Source organism: Streptomyces sp. RGM 3693 (assembly GCF_050471125.1).
GTDB lineage: Bacteria > Actinomycetota > Actinomycetes > Streptomycetales > Streptomycetaceae > Streptomyces.
Genome location: NZ_JBMPPQ010000005.1, coordinates 273,668 through 290,155, shown reverse-complemented (window position 1 = coordinate 290,155; position 16,488 = coordinate 273,668). Strand labels below are relative to the sequence as shown.

General features: G+C 73.9%; 15 protein-coding genes. 7 read left to right on the top strand and 8 right to left on the bottom strand.

The window, feature by feature from the left end:
• Positions 1–78 precede the first annotated feature (78 nt).
• From cseC to ACO0M4_RS40725, 3 genes are read right to left on the bottom strand one after another with little or no spacing between them, the layout of a single operon-like run.
• On the bottom strand, positions 79–1,383 hold the full coding sequence (cseC, locus tag ACO0M4_RS40735; protein ID WP_430376322.1) for a two-component system sensor histidine kinase CseC: 1,305 nt from the start codon (positions 1,381–1,383) through the stop codon (positions 79–81).
• An 8-nt stretch (positions 1,384–1,391) separates the two neighbouring features.
• Positions 1,392–2,108 (bottom strand): two-component system response regulator CseB, encoded by a 717-nt coding sequence (gene cseB / locus ACO0M4_RS40730; RefSeq protein WP_430376321.1) that lies wholly within the window; start codon positions 2,106–2,108, stop codon positions 1,392–1,394.
• 8 nt (positions 2,109–2,116) lie between these two features.
• On the bottom strand, positions 2,117–2,644 hold the full coding sequence (locus ACO0M4_RS40725; RefSeq protein WP_430376320.1) for a hypothetical protein: 528 nt from the start codon (positions 2,642–2,644) through the stop codon (positions 2,117–2,119).
• A 40-nt stretch (positions 2,645–2,684) separates the two neighbouring features.
• On the opposite strand from ACO0M4_RS40725, the gene ACO0M4_RS40720 reads away from it, so the two are divergent.
• Positions 2,685–2,915, top strand: coding sequence for a hypothetical protein (locus ACO0M4_RS40720; RefSeq protein WP_430376319.1), 231 nt, complete (start codon positions 2,685–2,687; stop codon positions 2,913–2,915).
• A 212-nt stretch (positions 2,916–3,127) separates the two neighbouring features.
• On the opposite strand, the gene ACO0M4_RS40715 is transcribed toward ACO0M4_RS40720, so the two are convergent.
• Both ACO0M4_RS40715 and ACO0M4_RS40710 read right to left on the bottom strand, forming a co-directional pair.
• Positions 3,128–3,679, bottom strand: a complete 552-nt coding sequence (locus tag ACO0M4_RS40715; RefSeq protein WP_248016652.1) for a SigE family RNA polymerase sigma factor — start codon at positions 3,677–3,679, stop codon at positions 3,128–3,130.
• Positions 3,680–4,273: 594 nt separating this feature from the next.
• Positions 4,274–5,233, bottom strand: a complete 960-nt coding sequence (locus ACO0M4_RS40710) for an A/G-specific adenine glycosylase (protein ID WP_430376318.1) — start codon at positions 5,231–5,233, stop codon at positions 4,274–4,276.
• Between the two features lie 180 nt (positions 5,234–5,413).
• Between ACO0M4_RS40710 and ACO0M4_RS40705 the strand changes: the two genes are divergently transcribed.
• The 3 genes from ACO0M4_RS40705 to ACO0M4_RS40695 all read left to right on the top strand — a co-directional run bounded on the left by ACO0M4_RS40705 (position 5,414) and on the right by ACO0M4_RS40695 (position 8,743).
• The gene (locus ACO0M4_RS40705; RefSeq protein WP_430376317.1) at positions 5,414–6,010 is read left to right on the top strand and encodes a pyridoxamine 5'-phosphate oxidase family protein; all 597 of its coding nucleotides are present in this window, start codon (positions 5,414–5,416) and stop codon (positions 6,008–6,010) included.
• A gap of 705 nt (positions 6,011–6,715) precedes the next feature.
• Entirely contained in the window at positions 6,716–7,549 is an 834-nt protein-coding gene (locus ACO0M4_RS40700; RefSeq protein WP_430376316.1) for a hypothetical protein, read from the top strand.
• 201 nt (positions 7,550–7,750) lie between these two features.
• A complete protein-coding gene (locus ACO0M4_RS40695) occupies positions 7,751–8,743 on the top strand; it encodes an NAD-dependent epimerase/dehydratase family protein (protein WP_430376315.1) in 993 nt (330 codons plus the stop codon).
• 97 nt (positions 8,744–8,840) lie between these two features.
• Here ACO0M4_RS40695 and disA read toward each other — a convergent pair whose 3' ends face one another.
• Both disA and radA read right to left on the bottom strand, forming a co-directional pair.
• Positions 8,841–9,965, bottom strand: a complete 1,125-nt coding sequence (disA, locus tag ACO0M4_RS40690; protein WP_430376314.1) for a DNA integrity scanning diadenylate cyclase DisA — start codon at positions 9,963–9,965, stop codon at positions 8,841–8,843.
• 131 nt (positions 9,966–10,096) lie between these two features.
• Positions 10,097–11,509 carry a DNA repair protein RadA gene (gene radA, locus ACO0M4_RS40685; protein WP_430376313.1) on the bottom strand — a complete coding sequence of 471 codons (1,413 nt, stop codon included), beginning with the start codon at positions 11,507–11,509 and terminating at the stop codon, positions 10,097–10,099.
• A gap of 228 nt (positions 11,510–11,737) precedes the next feature.
• Between radA and ACO0M4_RS40680 the strand changes: the two genes are divergently transcribed.
• Positions 11,738–13,504, top strand: coding sequence for a BACON domain-containing protein (locus ACO0M4_RS40680; protein WP_430376312.1), 1,767 nt, complete (start codon positions 11,738–11,740; stop codon positions 13,502–13,504).
• A gap of 24 nt (positions 13,505–13,528) precedes the next feature.
• On the opposite strand, the gene ACO0M4_RS40675 is transcribed toward ACO0M4_RS40680, so the two are convergent.
• Complete coding sequence (locus ACO0M4_RS40675) at positions 13,529–14,407, bottom strand: hypothetical protein (protein WP_430376311.1); 879 nt, start codon at positions 14,405–14,407, stop codon at positions 13,529–13,531.
• 57 nt (positions 14,408–14,464) lie between these two features.
• Here ACO0M4_RS40675 and ACO0M4_RS40670 point away from each other — a divergent pair, with 57 nt between their 5' ends.
• A complete protein-coding gene (locus ACO0M4_RS40670) occupies positions 14,465–15,412 on the top strand; it encodes a Ppx/GppA family phosphatase (RefSeq protein ID WP_430376310.1) in 948 nt (315 codons plus the stop codon).
• A 221-nt stretch (positions 15,413–15,633) separates the two neighbouring features.
• Positions 15,634–16,458, top strand: a complete 825-nt coding sequence (locus ACO0M4_RS40665) for a sugar phosphate isomerase/epimerase family protein (protein ID WP_430376309.1) — start codon at positions 15,634–15,636, stop codon at positions 16,456–16,458.
• Positions 16,459–16,488: the final 30 nt, after the last annotated feature.

Below are 16,488 nucleotides of genomic sequence, written 5' to 3'. Positions count from 1 at the left end.
CGGTTCTTTCCAACTGACCGGTAGGAAAGGGGAGATGGGGCGATCTGCCCGGTCCGTCGGCGGTCCGTCGGCGGTCCGTCAGCGGTCCGGCAGCTGGATCACCGGGAAGCTGCCGGTGGCGGTCGGGGCGTTCTCCGGGAGCCAGAGGACCGAGACCGCGCCCGTCGAACCGTCCGTCAGCTCGTCGGCGTTGCGGAAGGTGAGGCGGGCGCCCAGGACGCGGGCCTGGCCGACGGCGATGGTCAGGCCCAGGCCGTGGCCGACGCCGGCCCGGTCGCTGCTGCCGGTGCGGAAGCGGCTCGGGCCCTCGCGGAGCAGGGCTTCGGGGAAGCCGGTGCCGTGGTCGCGGACCCGGATGACGCGGCCCTCGACGGTGACCTCGATGGGCGGCTTGCCGTGCCGGGAGGCGTTCGCGATCAGGTTGCCCAGGATGCGTTCCAGGCGGCGGGGGTCGGTGGAGACCTCGGCGTCGCGGAGCACCTCGACGGTGACGCCGGAGTCGAGGGCGCGGACCCGTCGGGTGACGAACTCGCCCAGGGCGACGTCCTGGAGCTCGGCGCGCTCGGCGTGGCCGTCGAGGCGGGCCACCTCCAGCACGTCCTCGACGAGGGTGCGCATGGCCTGCGCCCGGTCGCGGACCAGCTCCGAGGGGCGGCCGGGGGGCAGGAGTTCGGCGGCGGTCAGCAGGCCCGTCACCGGGGTGCGCAGCTCGTGGGCGATGTCGGCGGTCACCCGGCGCTCGGCCTCGATGCGCTGCTGGAGCGCGTCGGACATGGCGTCCACGGCCCAGGCCAGGTCGTCCGTCTCGTCGCGGACCCGGCCGCCGCCCACCTCGTCCCGGATCCGGACGGAGGTGTCGCCGTCGGCGAGCTTCCCGGCCGCCGCGGCCGCCTTCCGGAGCCGCTTGGAGAGCCGGCCGCCCACCAGGACACCCAGTGCGCAGCCGCCGACCACCACGGCCGTGGAGCCGATCAGCAGCGCCTGGTCGAGGTCGTCGAGGACGGCGAAACGGTCGGGGAAACGGTCGTGGAGGGACAGCACGCGGCCGTTGCCGAGGGGGGAGGCGGCCCAGACCTCGGGGGCGGTCTGGCCGGTGTCCTCCAGGTAGGTGGCCCGTTCACCCTCGCTGGCCTCCTTGCGGAGGGCCTTGGGCAGCGCCGGGTCGTCGATCTTCGCGCCGAACTGGAGGCGGTTGGTGGACTCGAAGATCTTCTGCGTGAAGTTGAGGCGTTCTATCTGGACGTCGCGGCTGTTGTCGAGCATGGAGACCCGCGCGGCGTTGTGCACGACAAGGCTCAACGCCACCGCGACCAGCGCCCCGACGAGCGCGATCGCGGCGCTGAGTTTCCATCTCAGGCCCGTTCGTAGGGCCAGCCTGACCACCGGAGGTGTCAGCCTCTCAGCTTGTATCCGAAGCCGCGGACCGTCTCGATCCGGTCCTGGCCGATCTTGCCGCGCAGCCGCTGGACGTGGACGTCCACGACCCGGGTGTCACCGCCCCAGCCGTAGTCCCACACCCGCTCCAGCAGCCGGTCCCGGGAGAGGACGGTGTTCGGTGCGGTGGAGAACTCCAGCAACAGCCGCATCTCGGTCGGCGTCAGCGCGACCGTCTCGCCGCCCTTGCGGACCTCCATGCCCTCGGTGTCGACCTCCAGGTCGCCGAAGCGCAGCACGGTCTCGACGACGAGGCCGTCCGGGTCCGCGTTACCGCCCCCCGCGCGGTCGTCCGGGCCGCTGGCGTGGCCGAAGCGGCGGAGCACGGCGCGGATCCGGGCGACCAGCACCGCGCCGTCGAACGGCTTGGTGACGTAGTCGTCGGCGCCGGCCTCCAGGCCGAGCACCACATCGATCGAGTCGGCGCGGGCGGACAGCATGATCACGGGGACCGTGGACTCGTCCCGGATGCGCCGGCAGAGGCTGACGCCGTCGAGTCCGGGGACCATGACGTCGAGCAGGGCGATATCGGGACGATTGGCGCGGAACGCCTCCAGGCCCGCGAGCCCGTCGGGCATCGCGGTGACGACGAAGCCGTCGCGCTCCAGCGCGAGTTGGGTGGCCTCGCGGATGACGTCGTCGTCCTCGACGAAAAGAACGTGGGTGTCGGCCATGCGTTGTCTCAGCCCTCCGATCCCGTGGTGCCGACGGCGGTGCCGGCGATGCCGTCCGGGGTGTCGTCGACGGCGGTCTTGCTGTAGTCGGTGTGATAGCGGTCGTACTCGGTGAAGTGGTCGTTCGCCCAGCGGTACGTCATCACATCTTCCCCCGAGGGGCAGCACACCTGGTCACCCGAGGCATAGGTCTGCCGGGAAACCTCCAGCTCACCCTTGTCCACGCCGGCGTAGACCGACGGCTGCTCGTTCGCATACACGTTGTCATACCCATCGGGGGAGCCGGCCTGCTCGCGGTAGACGTACGAGCCGAGACCGACGGAATCCGCGCAGGTCATGACGTTGACGATGATGTCGGGGGACTTGCTGCCGGTCAGCGAGGCGTAGGTCACCTCTATCGGGTACTCGTCCGCCGCGCACGGTTTGGCGACCGCCCGCTTCACGTCCGCGCTGACCTTCGGGTCGGCGGCGAGCAGCTTGACCGCGTTGACCTTCTTGTAGTGCGCGCTGGGCGTGGGCGCCGGCGCGGAGCTCACCGCGCCCCGGGGCGCGGGAGTGTTGCTGGCGGAGCCCTCCTTGCGGATCCCCTCGCCCCCGGGATTGCAGCCGGCAAGCAAAAGGCCGACGGCGGCCACACCTGCTGTGGCCGCGCCGCCCTTGGTCAAGCCGCTTCTGGTCAGGCTCCTGGTCGGCCTGTATCTGGACAATCCGCTCCTGCTCACCGTGCCGCTCGCACAGTCGCCGATCTTGTTTCCGCCGGCTGCCCGGCCGCTGCTCTACCTGAGATTGTCGCGCGCCAAGCTGTGAGCCGGGCTGTGGGCTTGGTTACGCCACCGGCCGGGCCGCGGTGCGCGGTCCCCATCGTGCCGGGCGACATGGTCCCCGACGTGCCGTGTGACGTGTTCCGAGCCGTGTCGCGTGACGCGTCCCCCGTCGTGCCGGCTGACGCCTTCCGCGGCGTGTCGTCGGCAGTATTTCCGTCGTTCTCGCCGTTCTCGCCGTTCCCGTCGTGCCGGCGGTCAGGCCGCGCAACGCTCCCGCTCCTGCTCCCCGCGCTCCAGGATCCGCGCGTCTATGTCGCGGCTCTCCAGCTCCTGGCGGAGCCGGGCGAGGGCCCGGTGCAGGGTGCTCTTGACGGTGCCGGTGGACATGCCGAGCGCGGCCGCGGTCTCCTCGGTGCTCATCTGCTCCCAGTGGCGCAGCACGACGACGCTGCGCTGCTTGGGGGCGAGCACGCCGAGGATGTCCATCAGCAGGGCCCGGTCGGCGCGCTGCTCGGTGCCGTCATCGACGCTGGCGTCCGGGAGCTGCTCGGTGGGCACCTCCTCCAGCTTGCGGGCGCGCCACCACTCGGTGCGGGTGTTGATCATGACGCGGCGGAGGTAGGCGTCCGCCAGCGACTTGTCCGCGATGCCGTCCCAGCGGCCGTACGTACGCACGAGGGCCGTCTGCAGGAGGTCCTGGGCGTCGACGGGGTCCGGCACCAGGCGCCGGGCGCTACGCAGCAGGGCATCCTGCCGGGTCCGCACGTACTCTTCGAAGTCCAGTACCTTGCCGCCGCTGGTCGCCATCCCGACGCCTCCGATCCGCTTTCGTGTCCCCGCGTTGTCCGTGCCGGCGGTCATCTCCAGCACGGGGATGACGCTACGGAGGGGGTGTTGCGACGTAATGTGCGTCGGACCCTCAGCGAGTGCACGGAAAACCGTCGGTTGTGTAACAGCCCGCTGGGGGTCATACCTCGGACGTACCGGGGCTTCGACGGCGTCATACTCGCGACGGATGAGAGGCCCCCGGCAAGAGGGACGAAGGTCCCGCGGGAGCCGCGTGGGGCGCCTGTGACGAACGGCGAGGGGCAAAACGCGCCTTATCGGGGCGCTTTTCGGCCGCCTCCTCGGGTGGTCGGTTTCGGGCGGTGGCCCGGCTGTCGGCGGTGTGTCCCGGTGTCCCGGTGGGCGTACGTCGATGGGCGCGGCCCCGAGGAGGGACCGCGCCCATATAAGACGTGGCGAACGGCGATGGCGTTACATGACGGGCCCGTGACGAAGACGACGCCGGTCGGGCAGATCCTCGGGGCCGTCAGGGCCGTCAGGGCCGTCAGGGCGGCCGGGTCGGCCGGGTCGGACTGCGGGGTCTGCCGCGTCCGCCGGGCCTACCGGGTCCGTCGGTCAGGAGTGGGGCAACCGGTAGCGGCCGCCGCCCAGCGGCTCCACCAGGCCGTCCGACACCAGGCCGTCCAGCGCGCGGGCCCGCTGCACCGGCTCGTCCCACACCGCGTCCAGAGCGCCCTGCGGCACCGGCGTGACCGCCTCGCGCAGGACGGCGAGCAGCTTGCCGCGCACCTGGCGGTCGGTCCCGGCGTACGCCTGGGTGCGGCGCGGTGGACCCTCGTGGGCCGGCGATCCGGCCTGCTGCCAGGCGCACTGCGCGGCGATCGGGCAGCGGTGGCACTCCGGGCCGCGCGCCGTGCACACCAGGGCGCCCAGCTCCATCGTGGCCGCCGCCCAGCGCGCCGCGAGGTTCTCGTCCTCGGGGAGCAGGGCGCGGGCGAGCTTGCGTTCGGCGGCGGTGGTGGCGTTCGGCGGGTACTGGCGGCCGGTGACGGCGCGGGCGAAGACCCGCCGCACGTTGGTGTCCAGCACCGCGTGCCGCTGCCCGTAGGCGAAGGAGGCGACGGCCGCCGCGGTGTACTCACCGACGCCGGGCAGCGCCAGCAGCTGGGCGTGTTCACGGGGGACGTCGCCGCCGTGGCGCTCCTGTATGGCGGAGGCCGCGGCGTGCAGCCGTAGCGCGCGCCGCGGATAGCCGAGCCGGCCCCAGGCGCGCACCGCCTCGCCGGGCGGCTCCGCGGCGAGGTCGGCCGGCCGAGGCCAGCGGGCCAGCCACTGCTCGTACACCGGCAGCACGCGACTGACCGGCGTCTGCTGCAGCATGAACTCGCTCACCATCACGCCCCAGGCGCCCGCCTCGGGGCGGCGCCAGGGCAGGTCGCGGGCGTGCTCGGCGAACCAGTCGGTGACCGGGCCGTGCAGCCCGGTCCCGTCCGTGGCCTCCGCGGCCGAAGCGGCGGCGGAGGCGTTCTCGGCGGCGGAAGTCAGGGCACTGGGAATGGCATGCGTGGAAGTCATGGCACTGCCGATCCTGGCACGCCCGCCCGCCCCCGAGAAACGCACCGGCCCCGCCCCGCCGCGCGCCCACCCACTCGCACGAAGGGCGGCCGACGGTGGGCGAGGGCCACCGGGGTCGCACCGGCCACCGGGCCGCGGGCCGGTGCGCGTGGGGTGGTGGGGGCGTACGAGGATGCAGATATGGAGGAGAAGAGCGGTACGAGCGGTACACGGGGCGTCGAGGGCCGGGCGGAAGCGGCCGGGGGAGCGGCGGGCGGTGCGGCGGGGGACGCCGCCCGGGAAACGGTTGGGGAAGCGGTTGGGGAAGCGGTCGGGGGAGCGGCGTGTCCGGGCGGTATCCGGCGGGCGCTGGCCGGGCACACCACGGTGACGCTGGCGTACGCGGACGAGGACGGGCCGCAGGCGTGCGCGGTGCTCTACGCGGCCGGGACCGCCGCCGACGGGGCGCCGGTGCTGTACTTCGTCACCGCGGCACGCACCCGGCACGGCCGGGCCCTGGGCGAGCCCGGTGCGCGGGTGGCGTTCACGGTGCAGCGGGACGGCCAGGAGTGGAGCGGGCTGACCGGGATTCAGGGGCGCGGTGGCTGCCGCCCGTTGAGCGGCGCCGAGCGGGACGCCGGATGGCACGCCTACACCGCGCGCTTCCCCTTCGTCGAGGCCGATGACCGGCTGCGCGCGGCCCTGGAGCGGACCGCGCTGTGGGAACTGCGTGCCGACTGGCTGCGCCTGATCGACAACGCGCAGGGTTTTGGCCACAAGGAGGAGTGGCGGGCGTAGCGCCACTCCGGGACGGGATGGCGGCGACGGCTCTCGGGGACGGGCGCCGACTACGCCCCCTCCGGGGCGGGATACCGGTTACGTCCCCTCCGGGTCGGGCGCCCGTTACGCCGGCCACCAGGACGCGTCAGCGGCCGTCCCGTAGCCGGAGGACCAGGCCGGTCACCGGACCGGTGAGGAGCGCCACGCTCAGGGCCGCGATCAAGGTGCCCAGGCCGAGGCCGACCAGGACGTCGTGCGGCGCGGCACGGCCGTTCCTCGGTCACCAGGCTCTTGACGACCTGGCTCAGGACGTAGGCGAGCAGGGTGGCCACCGGCACCAGGAGCGCCCGGGCGACCCGGTGCGCGTCGATGCCGCGGGCCCGCCACCACGCCAGCACGGCGACGGCCATCAGAAGCAGCAGCCCGCCGGAGGTACCGATATCGGCCAGCGAGCGGAGCCAGTCCGGGGACCGGTGGGCGAGGCCGGTCACGTCGAGATGGAGAGCGGTGCTGTTCGTGGCCGATGACGGTACGGAATTCCGGGCGCGGTGCGGAATCGGGGACCGGGCTCGGCATCTGATGAAAGGTCAGGAATGTCAGGAAGGCCGGAAAGTGCCGGTGTGGGCGACTGCGGACGGTCACCGGGCTGATGATGGGAAAAGTTGCAGCCCGATGCGGCGGGTACTGGCCGGTGCGGGTCCGGATCTCTCGTAGAGTTTTCGCGTGGGATCACTGCGCAATCCGATCGGGCCGCTTCCCTCCTCCATCTACTGGCGGCGGAGGGCCGTTGCGCTGGCCGTCGTCGTCCTCCTCGTCGTCCTGGTGGTGTGGGTGCTCACCATGGGCGGGAGCGACGAGAAGACGGCCAACGAGGGCAAGGGCCCGCAGGGATCCGGACCCGCGGCCTCCATCACGCCCGGGCCCGCGCCCAGTGGCCCGGCGATCAGCCAAAAGCCCGGTGGCCGCGATGAGTCGGGTGCCGGCGGGGCGTCGGGATCGGGTGGCGGTTCGGGGTCTGGATCCGGGGGCGGCACCGGCTCGGACGGTGGCAGTGGGGGTTCCGGCGGCGGTTCTGGGGCGGGCGGTGCCGGCTCCGGCGGGACGCCGATCGGCCAGGCCGCGGGCGGCGACACGGTCGCGGCGGGTCCGTCGCTCCCCAACTGCGGTGCCGGCACGGTGAAGTTGACGCTCAAGAGCGGCAAGGACTCCTACGCGCCCAATGACAAGCCGAAGTTCGAGCTGACCGTGCAGAACTCCGGTGGCGCGGCGTGCAAGGTGGACCTCGGGCGCAAGGCGACGGTGCTCACCATCACCGACACCGCCGGCGACGACCGGGTGTGGGCCTCCGACGACTGCTCGACCGGCGCCGGCCCGGCGCTGCTCCAGGTCCCCGCCAAGGGCGCGGTGACCCGCACCGTCGAGTGGGACCGGCGGGCCAGCGGCCCCCAGTGCGCCACGCCGAGCGCGGCGACGGTGCCGGCCGGCACGTATCTGATCGAGGCGAAGGTGCCGGGACTGGCGGCGGTCCACACGTCGTTCGAGCTGGCCAAGGACTGAGGTCGGGGCGGCCCGGAGCTGGGGCCGGGGACCGAGGCCGGGCGGGGAGGTGACCCGCCTGGGGTGACGGTGCTCCTGTGGTGACGGCGCTCCAGAGGAGTCGCCTCCGGAAGATGCGCCTCCGGAAGTTCCGCCCGTAGGGGATCCGCTCAGAGCGTGCACCGGTGGTGGCGGCCGGGCCGCTCGGGCACAGTCCCCGCCATGAAGCTTCTGATTCTGGGCGGTACGGAGTTCGTAGGGCGGGCGGTGGCCGAGGCGGCGCTGGCCCGGGACTGGGACGTCACGGTCTTCCACCGGGGACGGCACGCGGCACCCGAGGGGGTCACCGTGCTCCACGGCGACCGGCTGGCGGCGGGCGGACTGGCCGCCCTGGAGGACGGCGGGTGGGACGCCGTCGTGGACACCTGGAGCGCCGCGCCGGTCGCGGTCCGGGACGCGGCCCGACTGCTGGCCGACCGGGTGGAGACGTACGCGTACGTCTCCACCGGTTCGGTGTACGCCTACCCGCCCACCCAGCGGATCAGCGAGACGGCGCCGCTGGTGACGGGCGCCGACCCGGCCGCCACCGACGCCGACGACTACGCGCGGGCCAAACGGGGCGGCGAACTCGCCGCGCTCGACGCGTTCGGGGACGACCGCACGCTGCTGGTCCGCGCCGGCCTGATCCTCGGCCCGTACGAGAACATCGGGCGGCTGCCGTGGTGGCTGACCCGGATCGCCCGCGGCGGACCGGTCCTCGCGCCGGGGCCGCACGACCTGCCGTTGCAGTACATCGACGCCCGCGACCTCGCGGAGTGGACCCTGGACGCCGTACGGGACGGCCGGTCCGGCGCGTACAACCTGGTGAGCGAGCCGGGGCACACCACGATGGGCGAGCTGCTGGAGAGCTGCGTGCGGGTCACCGGTTCGTCGGCGGAACTGCGGTGGACGGAGCCGGCGGACGTGCTCGCGGCGGACATCGAGCCGTGGATGGAGCTGCCGATCTGGCTGCCGCCGGGCGAGGTACACGACGTGATGCACGGCGGCGACGTCACCAAGGCGGTGGCGGCCGGGCTGCGCTGCCGGCCGGTCGGCGAGACGGTGGCGGACACCTGGGAGTGGCTCGGCCGCATCGGCGGGGTGGCCCCGCAGCGCCCGGACCGGCCGGCGCTGGGGCTGCCGGCGGAGAAGGAGGCGGCGGTGTTGCTGCGGTAGGCAGTCTGGCGGTGGCGGCCTGGCGGCGGGCGGCCTGAAGGCGTACGCCCCCCGGACGTACGCCCCGCAGACCTAAGTCCCCGCAGACCTAAGCCCCTCAGACGTACCGTTCCAGGATCGACGACTCCGCCAGGCGGGAGAGGCCCTCGCGGACCGAGCGGGCGCGGGCCTCGCCGACGCCCTCGACGGCCTGGAGGTCGTCGACGCTGGCGGCGAGGAGCTTCTGGAGACCGCCGAAGTGGTCGACCAGGCGGTCGATGACCGCGCCGGGGAGGCGGGGGACCTTGGCCAGCAGGCGGAAGCCGCGCGGCGAGACCGCCGAGTCCAGCGTCTCGGGGGCGCCGCTGTAGCCCAACGCGCGGGCCACTATGGGGAGTTCGAGTAGCTCGGTATGGCTGAGGGCGTCCAGCTCGGCCAGCGCCTCGGCGACCGTGCGGGAGCGCTTGGCGGTGGGCTCGGGGACGTAGTCCCGGGCGACCAACTCGCGCTCCGGCTCCACGCCGGCGATCAGCTCTTCGAGCTGGAGGGCCAGCAGGCGGCCGTCGGTGCCCAGTTCGACGACGTACTCGGCGATCTCGGTGGCGATCCGGCGGACCATCTCCAGGCGCTGGGCGACCGCGGACACATCGCGGACCGTGACCAGGTCCTCGATCTCCAGGGCGGAGAGGGTGCCGGCGACCTCGTCGAGGCGGAGCTTGTAGCGCTCCAGGGTGGCCAGCGCCTGGTTGGCGCGGGAGAGGATCGCCGCGGACTCCTCCAGTACGCGCCGCTCGCCGTCCACGTAGAGCGCGATCAGGCGCATGGACTGGCTGACCGAGACCACCGGGAAGCTGGTCTGGATGGAGACCCGCTGGGCGGTGCGGTGGCGGGTGCCGGTCTCCTCGGTGGGGATGGAGGCGTCCGGCACCAGCTGGACACCGGCCCGCAGGATCTTGGTGATGTCCTTGTCGAGGACCAGCGCGCCGTCGAGCTTGCACAGCTCGCGCAGGCGGGTGGCGGTGAACTCGACGTCCAGCACGAAGCCGCCGGTGCACATCGACTCGACGGTCTTGTCGAAGCCGAGGACGATCAGGCCGCCCGTGTTGCCCCGAAGGATGCGCTCCAGACCGTCGCGCAGGGCCGTACCGGGCGCGACGGCGCTCAGCGTGGCGCGCATCAGGCTCTCGGTGCCGGAGCTTCCTCCGGACCTGCCGGGAGACGACGCCCGGTCGTTCGCTGCCACTGCACTCCTCCGTCGCATGGTCTGTCGGTCCGGGCCGCCCGGCCGGTGCCGCGGTGCGTACCAGAGGAGGGTATCCGGGAGCTACGCAGCCGGCGGTGGGACGGCGGTGACGGGCGAGACCGGGGCAAAGTCTACCGGCGCGCTTCCTCCTCCCGCGGGGCCTCCCGGCGGACCCGCTTGGGCAGCACTGAGAGTGCCTGGCCGATGTCGGCGACCTCCAGGACCCGCATCCCGTCGGGGATCTTGCCGGGGTCGGAGGGGACCAGGGCGTGTGTGAAGCCGAGCCGGGCGGCCTCCGACAGGCGGCGCTGGACGCCGGTGACCCGCCGGACCTCGCCGGCCAGCCCGACCTCGCCGATGGCGACGAGGTTCTTGGGCAGCGGGGTGTCGCTGGCGGCGCTGGCCAGGGCGAGGGCGACCGCGAGGTCGGCGGCCGGCTCGCTGAGCTTCACCCCGCCGACCGTGGCGCTGTAGATGTCGCGCTTGCCGAGGGCGCTGATCCGGCCGCGTTGCTCCAGGACGGCGAGCATCATCGAGACCCGGGAGGTCTCCAGGCCGGAGGTGGTGCGCCGGGGGGAGGGGATCTGGGAGTCGACGGTCAGCGCCTGGACCTCGGCGACCAGGGGGCGGCGGCCCTCCAGGGTGACCGTCAGGCACGTACCGGGCACCGGCTCGGCGCGGCGGGTCAGGAAGAGGCCGGAGGGGTCGGCGAGGCCGGTGATGCCCTCGTCGTGCAGCTCGAAGCAGCCGACCTCGTCGGTGGTGCCGTAGCGGTTCTTCACGCCGCGGACCAGGCGGAGGCGGGCGTGCCGGTCGCCCTCGAAGTGGAGGACGACGTCGACCAGGTGCTCCAGCAGGCGGGGGCCGGCGATGGCGCCGTCCTTGGTGACGTGGCCGACCAGGAGGGTGGACATGCCGCGCTCCTTGGAGGCCCGGATCAGGGCGCCGGCGACCTCGCGGACCTGGGCCATGCCGCCGGGGGCGCCGTCGATCTCGGGGGAGGCGACGGTCTGCACGGAGTCCAGGATCAGCAGCGAGGGCTTGACGCTGTCCAGATGGCCGAGGACGGCGGAGAGGTCGGTCTCGGCGGCCAGATAGAGGTCCTCGTCGAGGGCGCCGATGCGGTCGGCGCGCAGCCGGACCTGGCTGGCGGACTCCTCGCCGGTCACGTAGAGCGTGCGGTGCTCGGCGGAGGCGGCCTTGGCGGCGACGTCCAGGAGGAGGGTGGACTTGCCGACGCCGGGCTCGCCGGCCAGCAGCACCACCGCGCCGGGGACCAGCCCGCCGCCCAGGACGCGGTCCAGCTCGGGCACGCCGGTGGTGCGGGCGGTGGCCTGCTTGCCGTCGACCTGGCCGATGGGCACCGCGGCGGTGGTGACCCGGCCGGGCGCGGTGGTGCGCACCGCGGGGGCGCCGCCGAACTCCTCGACTGTGCCCCACGCCTGGCACTCCGGGCAGCGGCCGAGCCACTTGGCGGTGGTCCAGCCGCACTCCGTGCAGCGGTATGAGGGGCGCTCCTTGGCCGACGTTTTACGAGTTGCCATGACGCCACCGTAGCGGCGGGGTGTGACAGTCGGGCGTCCCGCGGCTTCTCGACGAGCAGGGGACCCCCGTGGCGGTAGTTGCGCCGACCGGGTGGCGTGCGCTGCGCGCAGATGACGGGCATCTAGCAGATTTGTGTCCCCTTTTGAGGGAGATGGTCACCCGTACGGGTTAAAAGTGACCCTGCTGCACAGGAGCGGCTGCATCATCCGCCTACCGTCGCCGGGGTGATGAGCAGCAGGCCCGAGCACCCTAGGCACACCACCGGCGCACTCCGGTCGCGCACCGCCGCGCCGCGTGGGCACCGGCCGCAGACCGACGGGCGGCCCGGCCGCCCCGACCACCAGGACCGCTACGAGCCCCATCTGGACGGGTTGTTCACCTACTGCCTGTCCGTGCTGTGCGAGCACGACGCGGCGGCCGTGGTCCTCGGCGAGACCCTCGCGCTCGCCGAGCGCCAGCACGGCCGCCGCCCCGGCGACCCCGACCTCTTCCGCCCCTGGCTCTACGCCCTGGTCCGCTGGGCGTGCCTGCGCCGGCTCGCCGAGCAGGCCGCCCCGGACGCCGTCGGCCCGCCCGACTCCGGGCGGACGCCGGCCCGGCAACGCGAACTCGCCGCGCTGGCCTGGCCGGAGGCGGCCGGCACCACTCCCGAACAGCGCGAGGTGCTGGAGCTGTCGGTGCGCCACCGGCTCGCGCCGGAGGAGATCGCCGCGGTGACCGGCGCCGAGCCGGCCGCCACCCGCACCCTGCTGGCCGTCGCGTGCTGCGAGGTGGAGCGGACCCGGGCGGCGCTGGCGGTGGTCGAGTTCGGGCGATGTCCGGACGTCGCCCGGCTGGCCGGGGACAGCCAGATGCTGCTGGGGGCGGCGCTCCGCCGGGAGCTGGTGCGGCACGTCGACGACTGCGCGGAGTGCCGGCGGACCGCCGAGCGGGCCACCGCCGCGGGCCCGTGGCCGGGCACCGCACCCGCCGACCAGGGCGCGTTGCCGCTGGTCACCGCGGATCGGGCGGCGGTGTGCGCGGCGCTGGCGGCGGCCCGGACGTCTCGGTCGGGGCGGGCCGCGGGGATGCCGGGGGCCACTGCCGCTCCGGCCGGCCGGAGCGGTGGAGCAAACGGTTCTCCACGCTATGACCGCAGGGGATTCCCGGTCGCCCCCACCGACCGGTCCGCGCGCCGCCGGCGGCGGCGCCACCGGGCGCTGACCACCACCGTCGTGGCGACCGTGCTGGTGGCCCCGGTGCTCGCCCTGTGGGCGGCGTACCGCAGCGCCCCGGAGACCAGCGCGACGGACGTCCTGCCGACGGTGGCGGCCCACGAGGCCGAGGGGGGGCTGACCGGCGCCCGGCTCGACGGCCGCCCGTACGAGAACGCGGGCAACGCCCGACCGACGTCCCCGCGCCCCAAGATCCCGGTGGGTGATGGCGCGTCAGACGTCTCGGTCGCGGTGCAGGGCCCGGAGGCCGGCCCGACGCCGCCCGGCGGCCGGGAGGAGAAGGGGCCGGGCCGGCTGACGGTCGACGCGCAGCCGGCCGAGGACACCACGGTCATCACGATCCGCGCCTCCGGCGGCACGCCGGTGCGCTGGCGGGCGTCGGCCGGCGCGCCCTGGCTCCAGATGAGCCACACCGCGGGCGAGCTGCAACCAGGCCAGACCGCGCGGATCACGGTCTACGTGGACCGCGACCGGGAACCTGAGGGCTACTGGCGGTCCAAGATTGCCATCGAGCCCGGCGGCACCGTCGTCGCCCTGAAGGGGCACGGTGCGACCGCGCCCGCTCCGGGGCCGGGCGTCCCGTCGTCCGACGGTCCGAGCCCGGCGCCCACGCACCCGTCGCCGCGTCCGACCCGGCCCGCCCCGACGCATCCGGCGCCGTCCCCGACGCCCACTCCCACCAGCCCCACCGGGAGCCCGGCGCCGACCACGGAGCCCACCCCGCCGCCGACGCCGTCACCCGCGCCCCGCCCGTCACACACCACCCGCCCGCCGCGCTGAGTCGGCGGGCCGGGCCGCCGCCGGCTACTTCGGGCCGGCGGCCGGCGGCTTCGGGTCGGCCGGGTGCGGCGCCAACGGCAGCAGTGACGCCAGCCGCTGCTCGCACAGCTCGACGAGCTTGGCGTAGCCGGCCTTGCCCATCAGCTCGGTCAGCTCCGGCCGGTACGTCACGTAGACCGGGTCGCCGGAGCCGTGCGCGGAGGTCGCGGAGGTGCACCACCAGTGCAGGTCGTGACCGCCGGAGCCCCAGCCGCGGCGGTCGTACTCGCCGATGGTGACCTGGAGGATCTGGGTGTCGTCCGGCCGGTCGATCCAGTCGTAGGTGCGCCGGACCGGCAGCTGCCAGCAGACGTCCGGCTTGGTCTCCAGCGGCTCGCGGCCCTCGCGGAGCGCGAGGATGTGCAGCGAGCAGCCGGCGCCGCCCTTGAAGCCCGGGCGGTTCTGGAAGATGCAGGAGCCCTGCCAGCGGCGGGTCTGCCGATCGCCGTCCTCGTCCTCCTCGATCCACCCGGTGTTGGTGCCGACGTCGTGGAACTGCCACAGGTCGGGGGTGAGCCGCTCCACGTGCTCGGCGACCCGCTCCTCGTCCTCCTCGTCGGAGAAGTGCGCGCCGAGCGTGCAGCAGCCGTCGTCCGCGCGGCCGGCCTGGATGCCCTGGCAGCCGCTGCCGAAGATGCACGTCCAACGGGAGGTCAGCCAGGTCAGGTCGCAGCGGAAGAGCTGCTCGTCGTCGCCGGGGTCGGGGAAGGTGACCCAGGCGCGGGCGAAGTCGAGGCCGACCTCGTCGGCCGTGGCCCCGTCGCCGGACTGCGCACCGGGCTGCGCGGCCGCAGCGGCCTTGGCGCGCCGCTTTTCTTCCTTCTTCAGGGCTTTTTCGTGCTTCGCCTGTTTCGTCTTTGCCACGGGTCCAGCGTACGGCCGGCGCCGAGTGTCTCCCGTCGCGGCAGTAGGTTTCCACGTATGAGACTCGGTGTCCTCGATGTGGGTTCGAATACCGTCCACCTCCTGGTGGTGGACGCACACCCCGGCGCGCGCCCGTTGCCCGCCTACTCGCACAAGGCGGAACTGCGCCTGGCCGAACTCCTCGACGACGACGGCGCCATAAGCGAGGCCGGTGTCCACCGCCTGGTCGTCACCATCCGGGAAGCGATGCAGGTCGCCGAGGACAAGGGCGTCGAGGACGTGGTCCCGTTCGCCACCTCCGCGATCCGCGAGGCCACCAACGGCGAGGAGGTGCTGCGCCACCTCACCGAGGAGACCGGGGTCACCCTCCAGGTGCTCTCCGGTGAGGACGAGGCGCGACTGACGTTCCTCGCCGCCCGCCGCTGGCTGGGCTGGTCGGCCGGCCGGCTGCTGGTCCTGGACATCGGCGGCGGCTCGCTGGAGATCGCCTACGGCCTGGACGAGGACCCGGACGTGGGGGTCTCCCTGCCGTACGGCGCGGGCCGGCTGACCGGCAGCGGGCTGCGGGCCGACCCGCCGGCCCCGGAGGACGTCCGGGCGCTGCGCCGCCAGGTGCGCGCCGGGATCGCCCGCGTGGTGAGCGACTTCGCCCGCTACGGCACCCCCGACCAGATCGTCGGGACCTCCAAGACCTTCAAGGCGCTGGCCCGGATCGCGGGCGCGGCGCGCTCCGCCGAGGGGCTGTACGTCCAGCGCGAGCTGGACCGCAAGAAGCTGGAGGAGTGGGTGCCGCGGCTGGCCCAGATGAGCTCCCGGGAACGGGCCGCGCTGCCCGGGGTGTCCGAGGGGCGCTCGCGGCAGCTACTGGCCGGGGCGCTGGTGGCCGAGGCGGCGATGGACCTGTTCGGGGTGGAGACCCTGGAGATCTGCCCGTGGGCGCTGCGCGAGGGCGTCATCCTGCGGCGGCTGGACCACCTGCCGGCGCGGGAGGGCGGCGGCGCGTAGGCCCGGTCACGGGGCGGGCCACGGCCGGCGTCCGGCGTCCGGTCCGGTGGCCCGCACCGTGGCCCGCTCCCGGAATGCGGCGGAGATCACACCGCGCCCCCGGGAACGGCCGCACCCCACAGGTCCTAGCGGTCCTCCCCCGTCACAGCCATCCCATCGGGCGGCCGCGGCGCCCCCGATCTCCTGCCGCGTGCAGTGCCCCGGCCCGTACGCTGTCCCTCGTGACAGAGCCAGTGGTGCGCATCCCCGATGCGAAGGTCGCGCTGTCCACGGCTTCGGTGTATCCGGAGTCGACGGCGACGGCCTTCGAGATCGCCGCGCGCCTGGGCTACGACGGCGTCGAGGTCATGGTGTGGACCGACCCGGTCAGCCAGGACATAGAGGCGCTGCGCCGGCTCTCCGACTACCACGGCGTGCCGGTGCTGGCCATCCACGCGCCCTGCCTCCTGATCACCCAGCGGGTCTGGTCCACCGACCCGTGGGTCAAGCTCCAGCGCGCCCGCACCGCGGCCGAGAAGCTGGGCGCCTCGACGGTCGTGGTCCACCCGCCGTTCCGCTGGCAGCGCGGCTATGCCCGGGAGTTCGTCCGCGGCATCTGGCGGATGGAGAGCGAGACCGACGTCCGGTTCGCGGTGGAGAACATGTACCCCTGGCGCTACCGCGACCGCGAGATGCTCGCCTACGCCCCCGACTGGGACCCCACCAACGACGACTACCGGCACTTCACCGTCGACCTCTCGCACACCGCCACCGCCCGCCACGACGCGATGGCCATGGTCGCGCGGATGGGCGACCGCCTGGCTCACATCCACCTCGCCGACGGCAACGGCTCCGCCAAGGACGAGCACCTGGTGCCGGGCCGCGGCAGCCAGCCCTGCGGCGAGCTGCTGGAGCGGCTGGCCGCCAGCGGCTTCGACGGTCACGTGGTCGTCGAGGTCAACACCCGCCGGGCGATGTCCGCCGCCGAACGCGAGGCCGACCTGGCCGAGGCGCTGGCCTTCACCCGCCTCCACCTGGCGTCCCCGACCTGGGTCCCCGGCAAGTAGCCGACCCGGTACCCGCGGCACCCCGCTCCC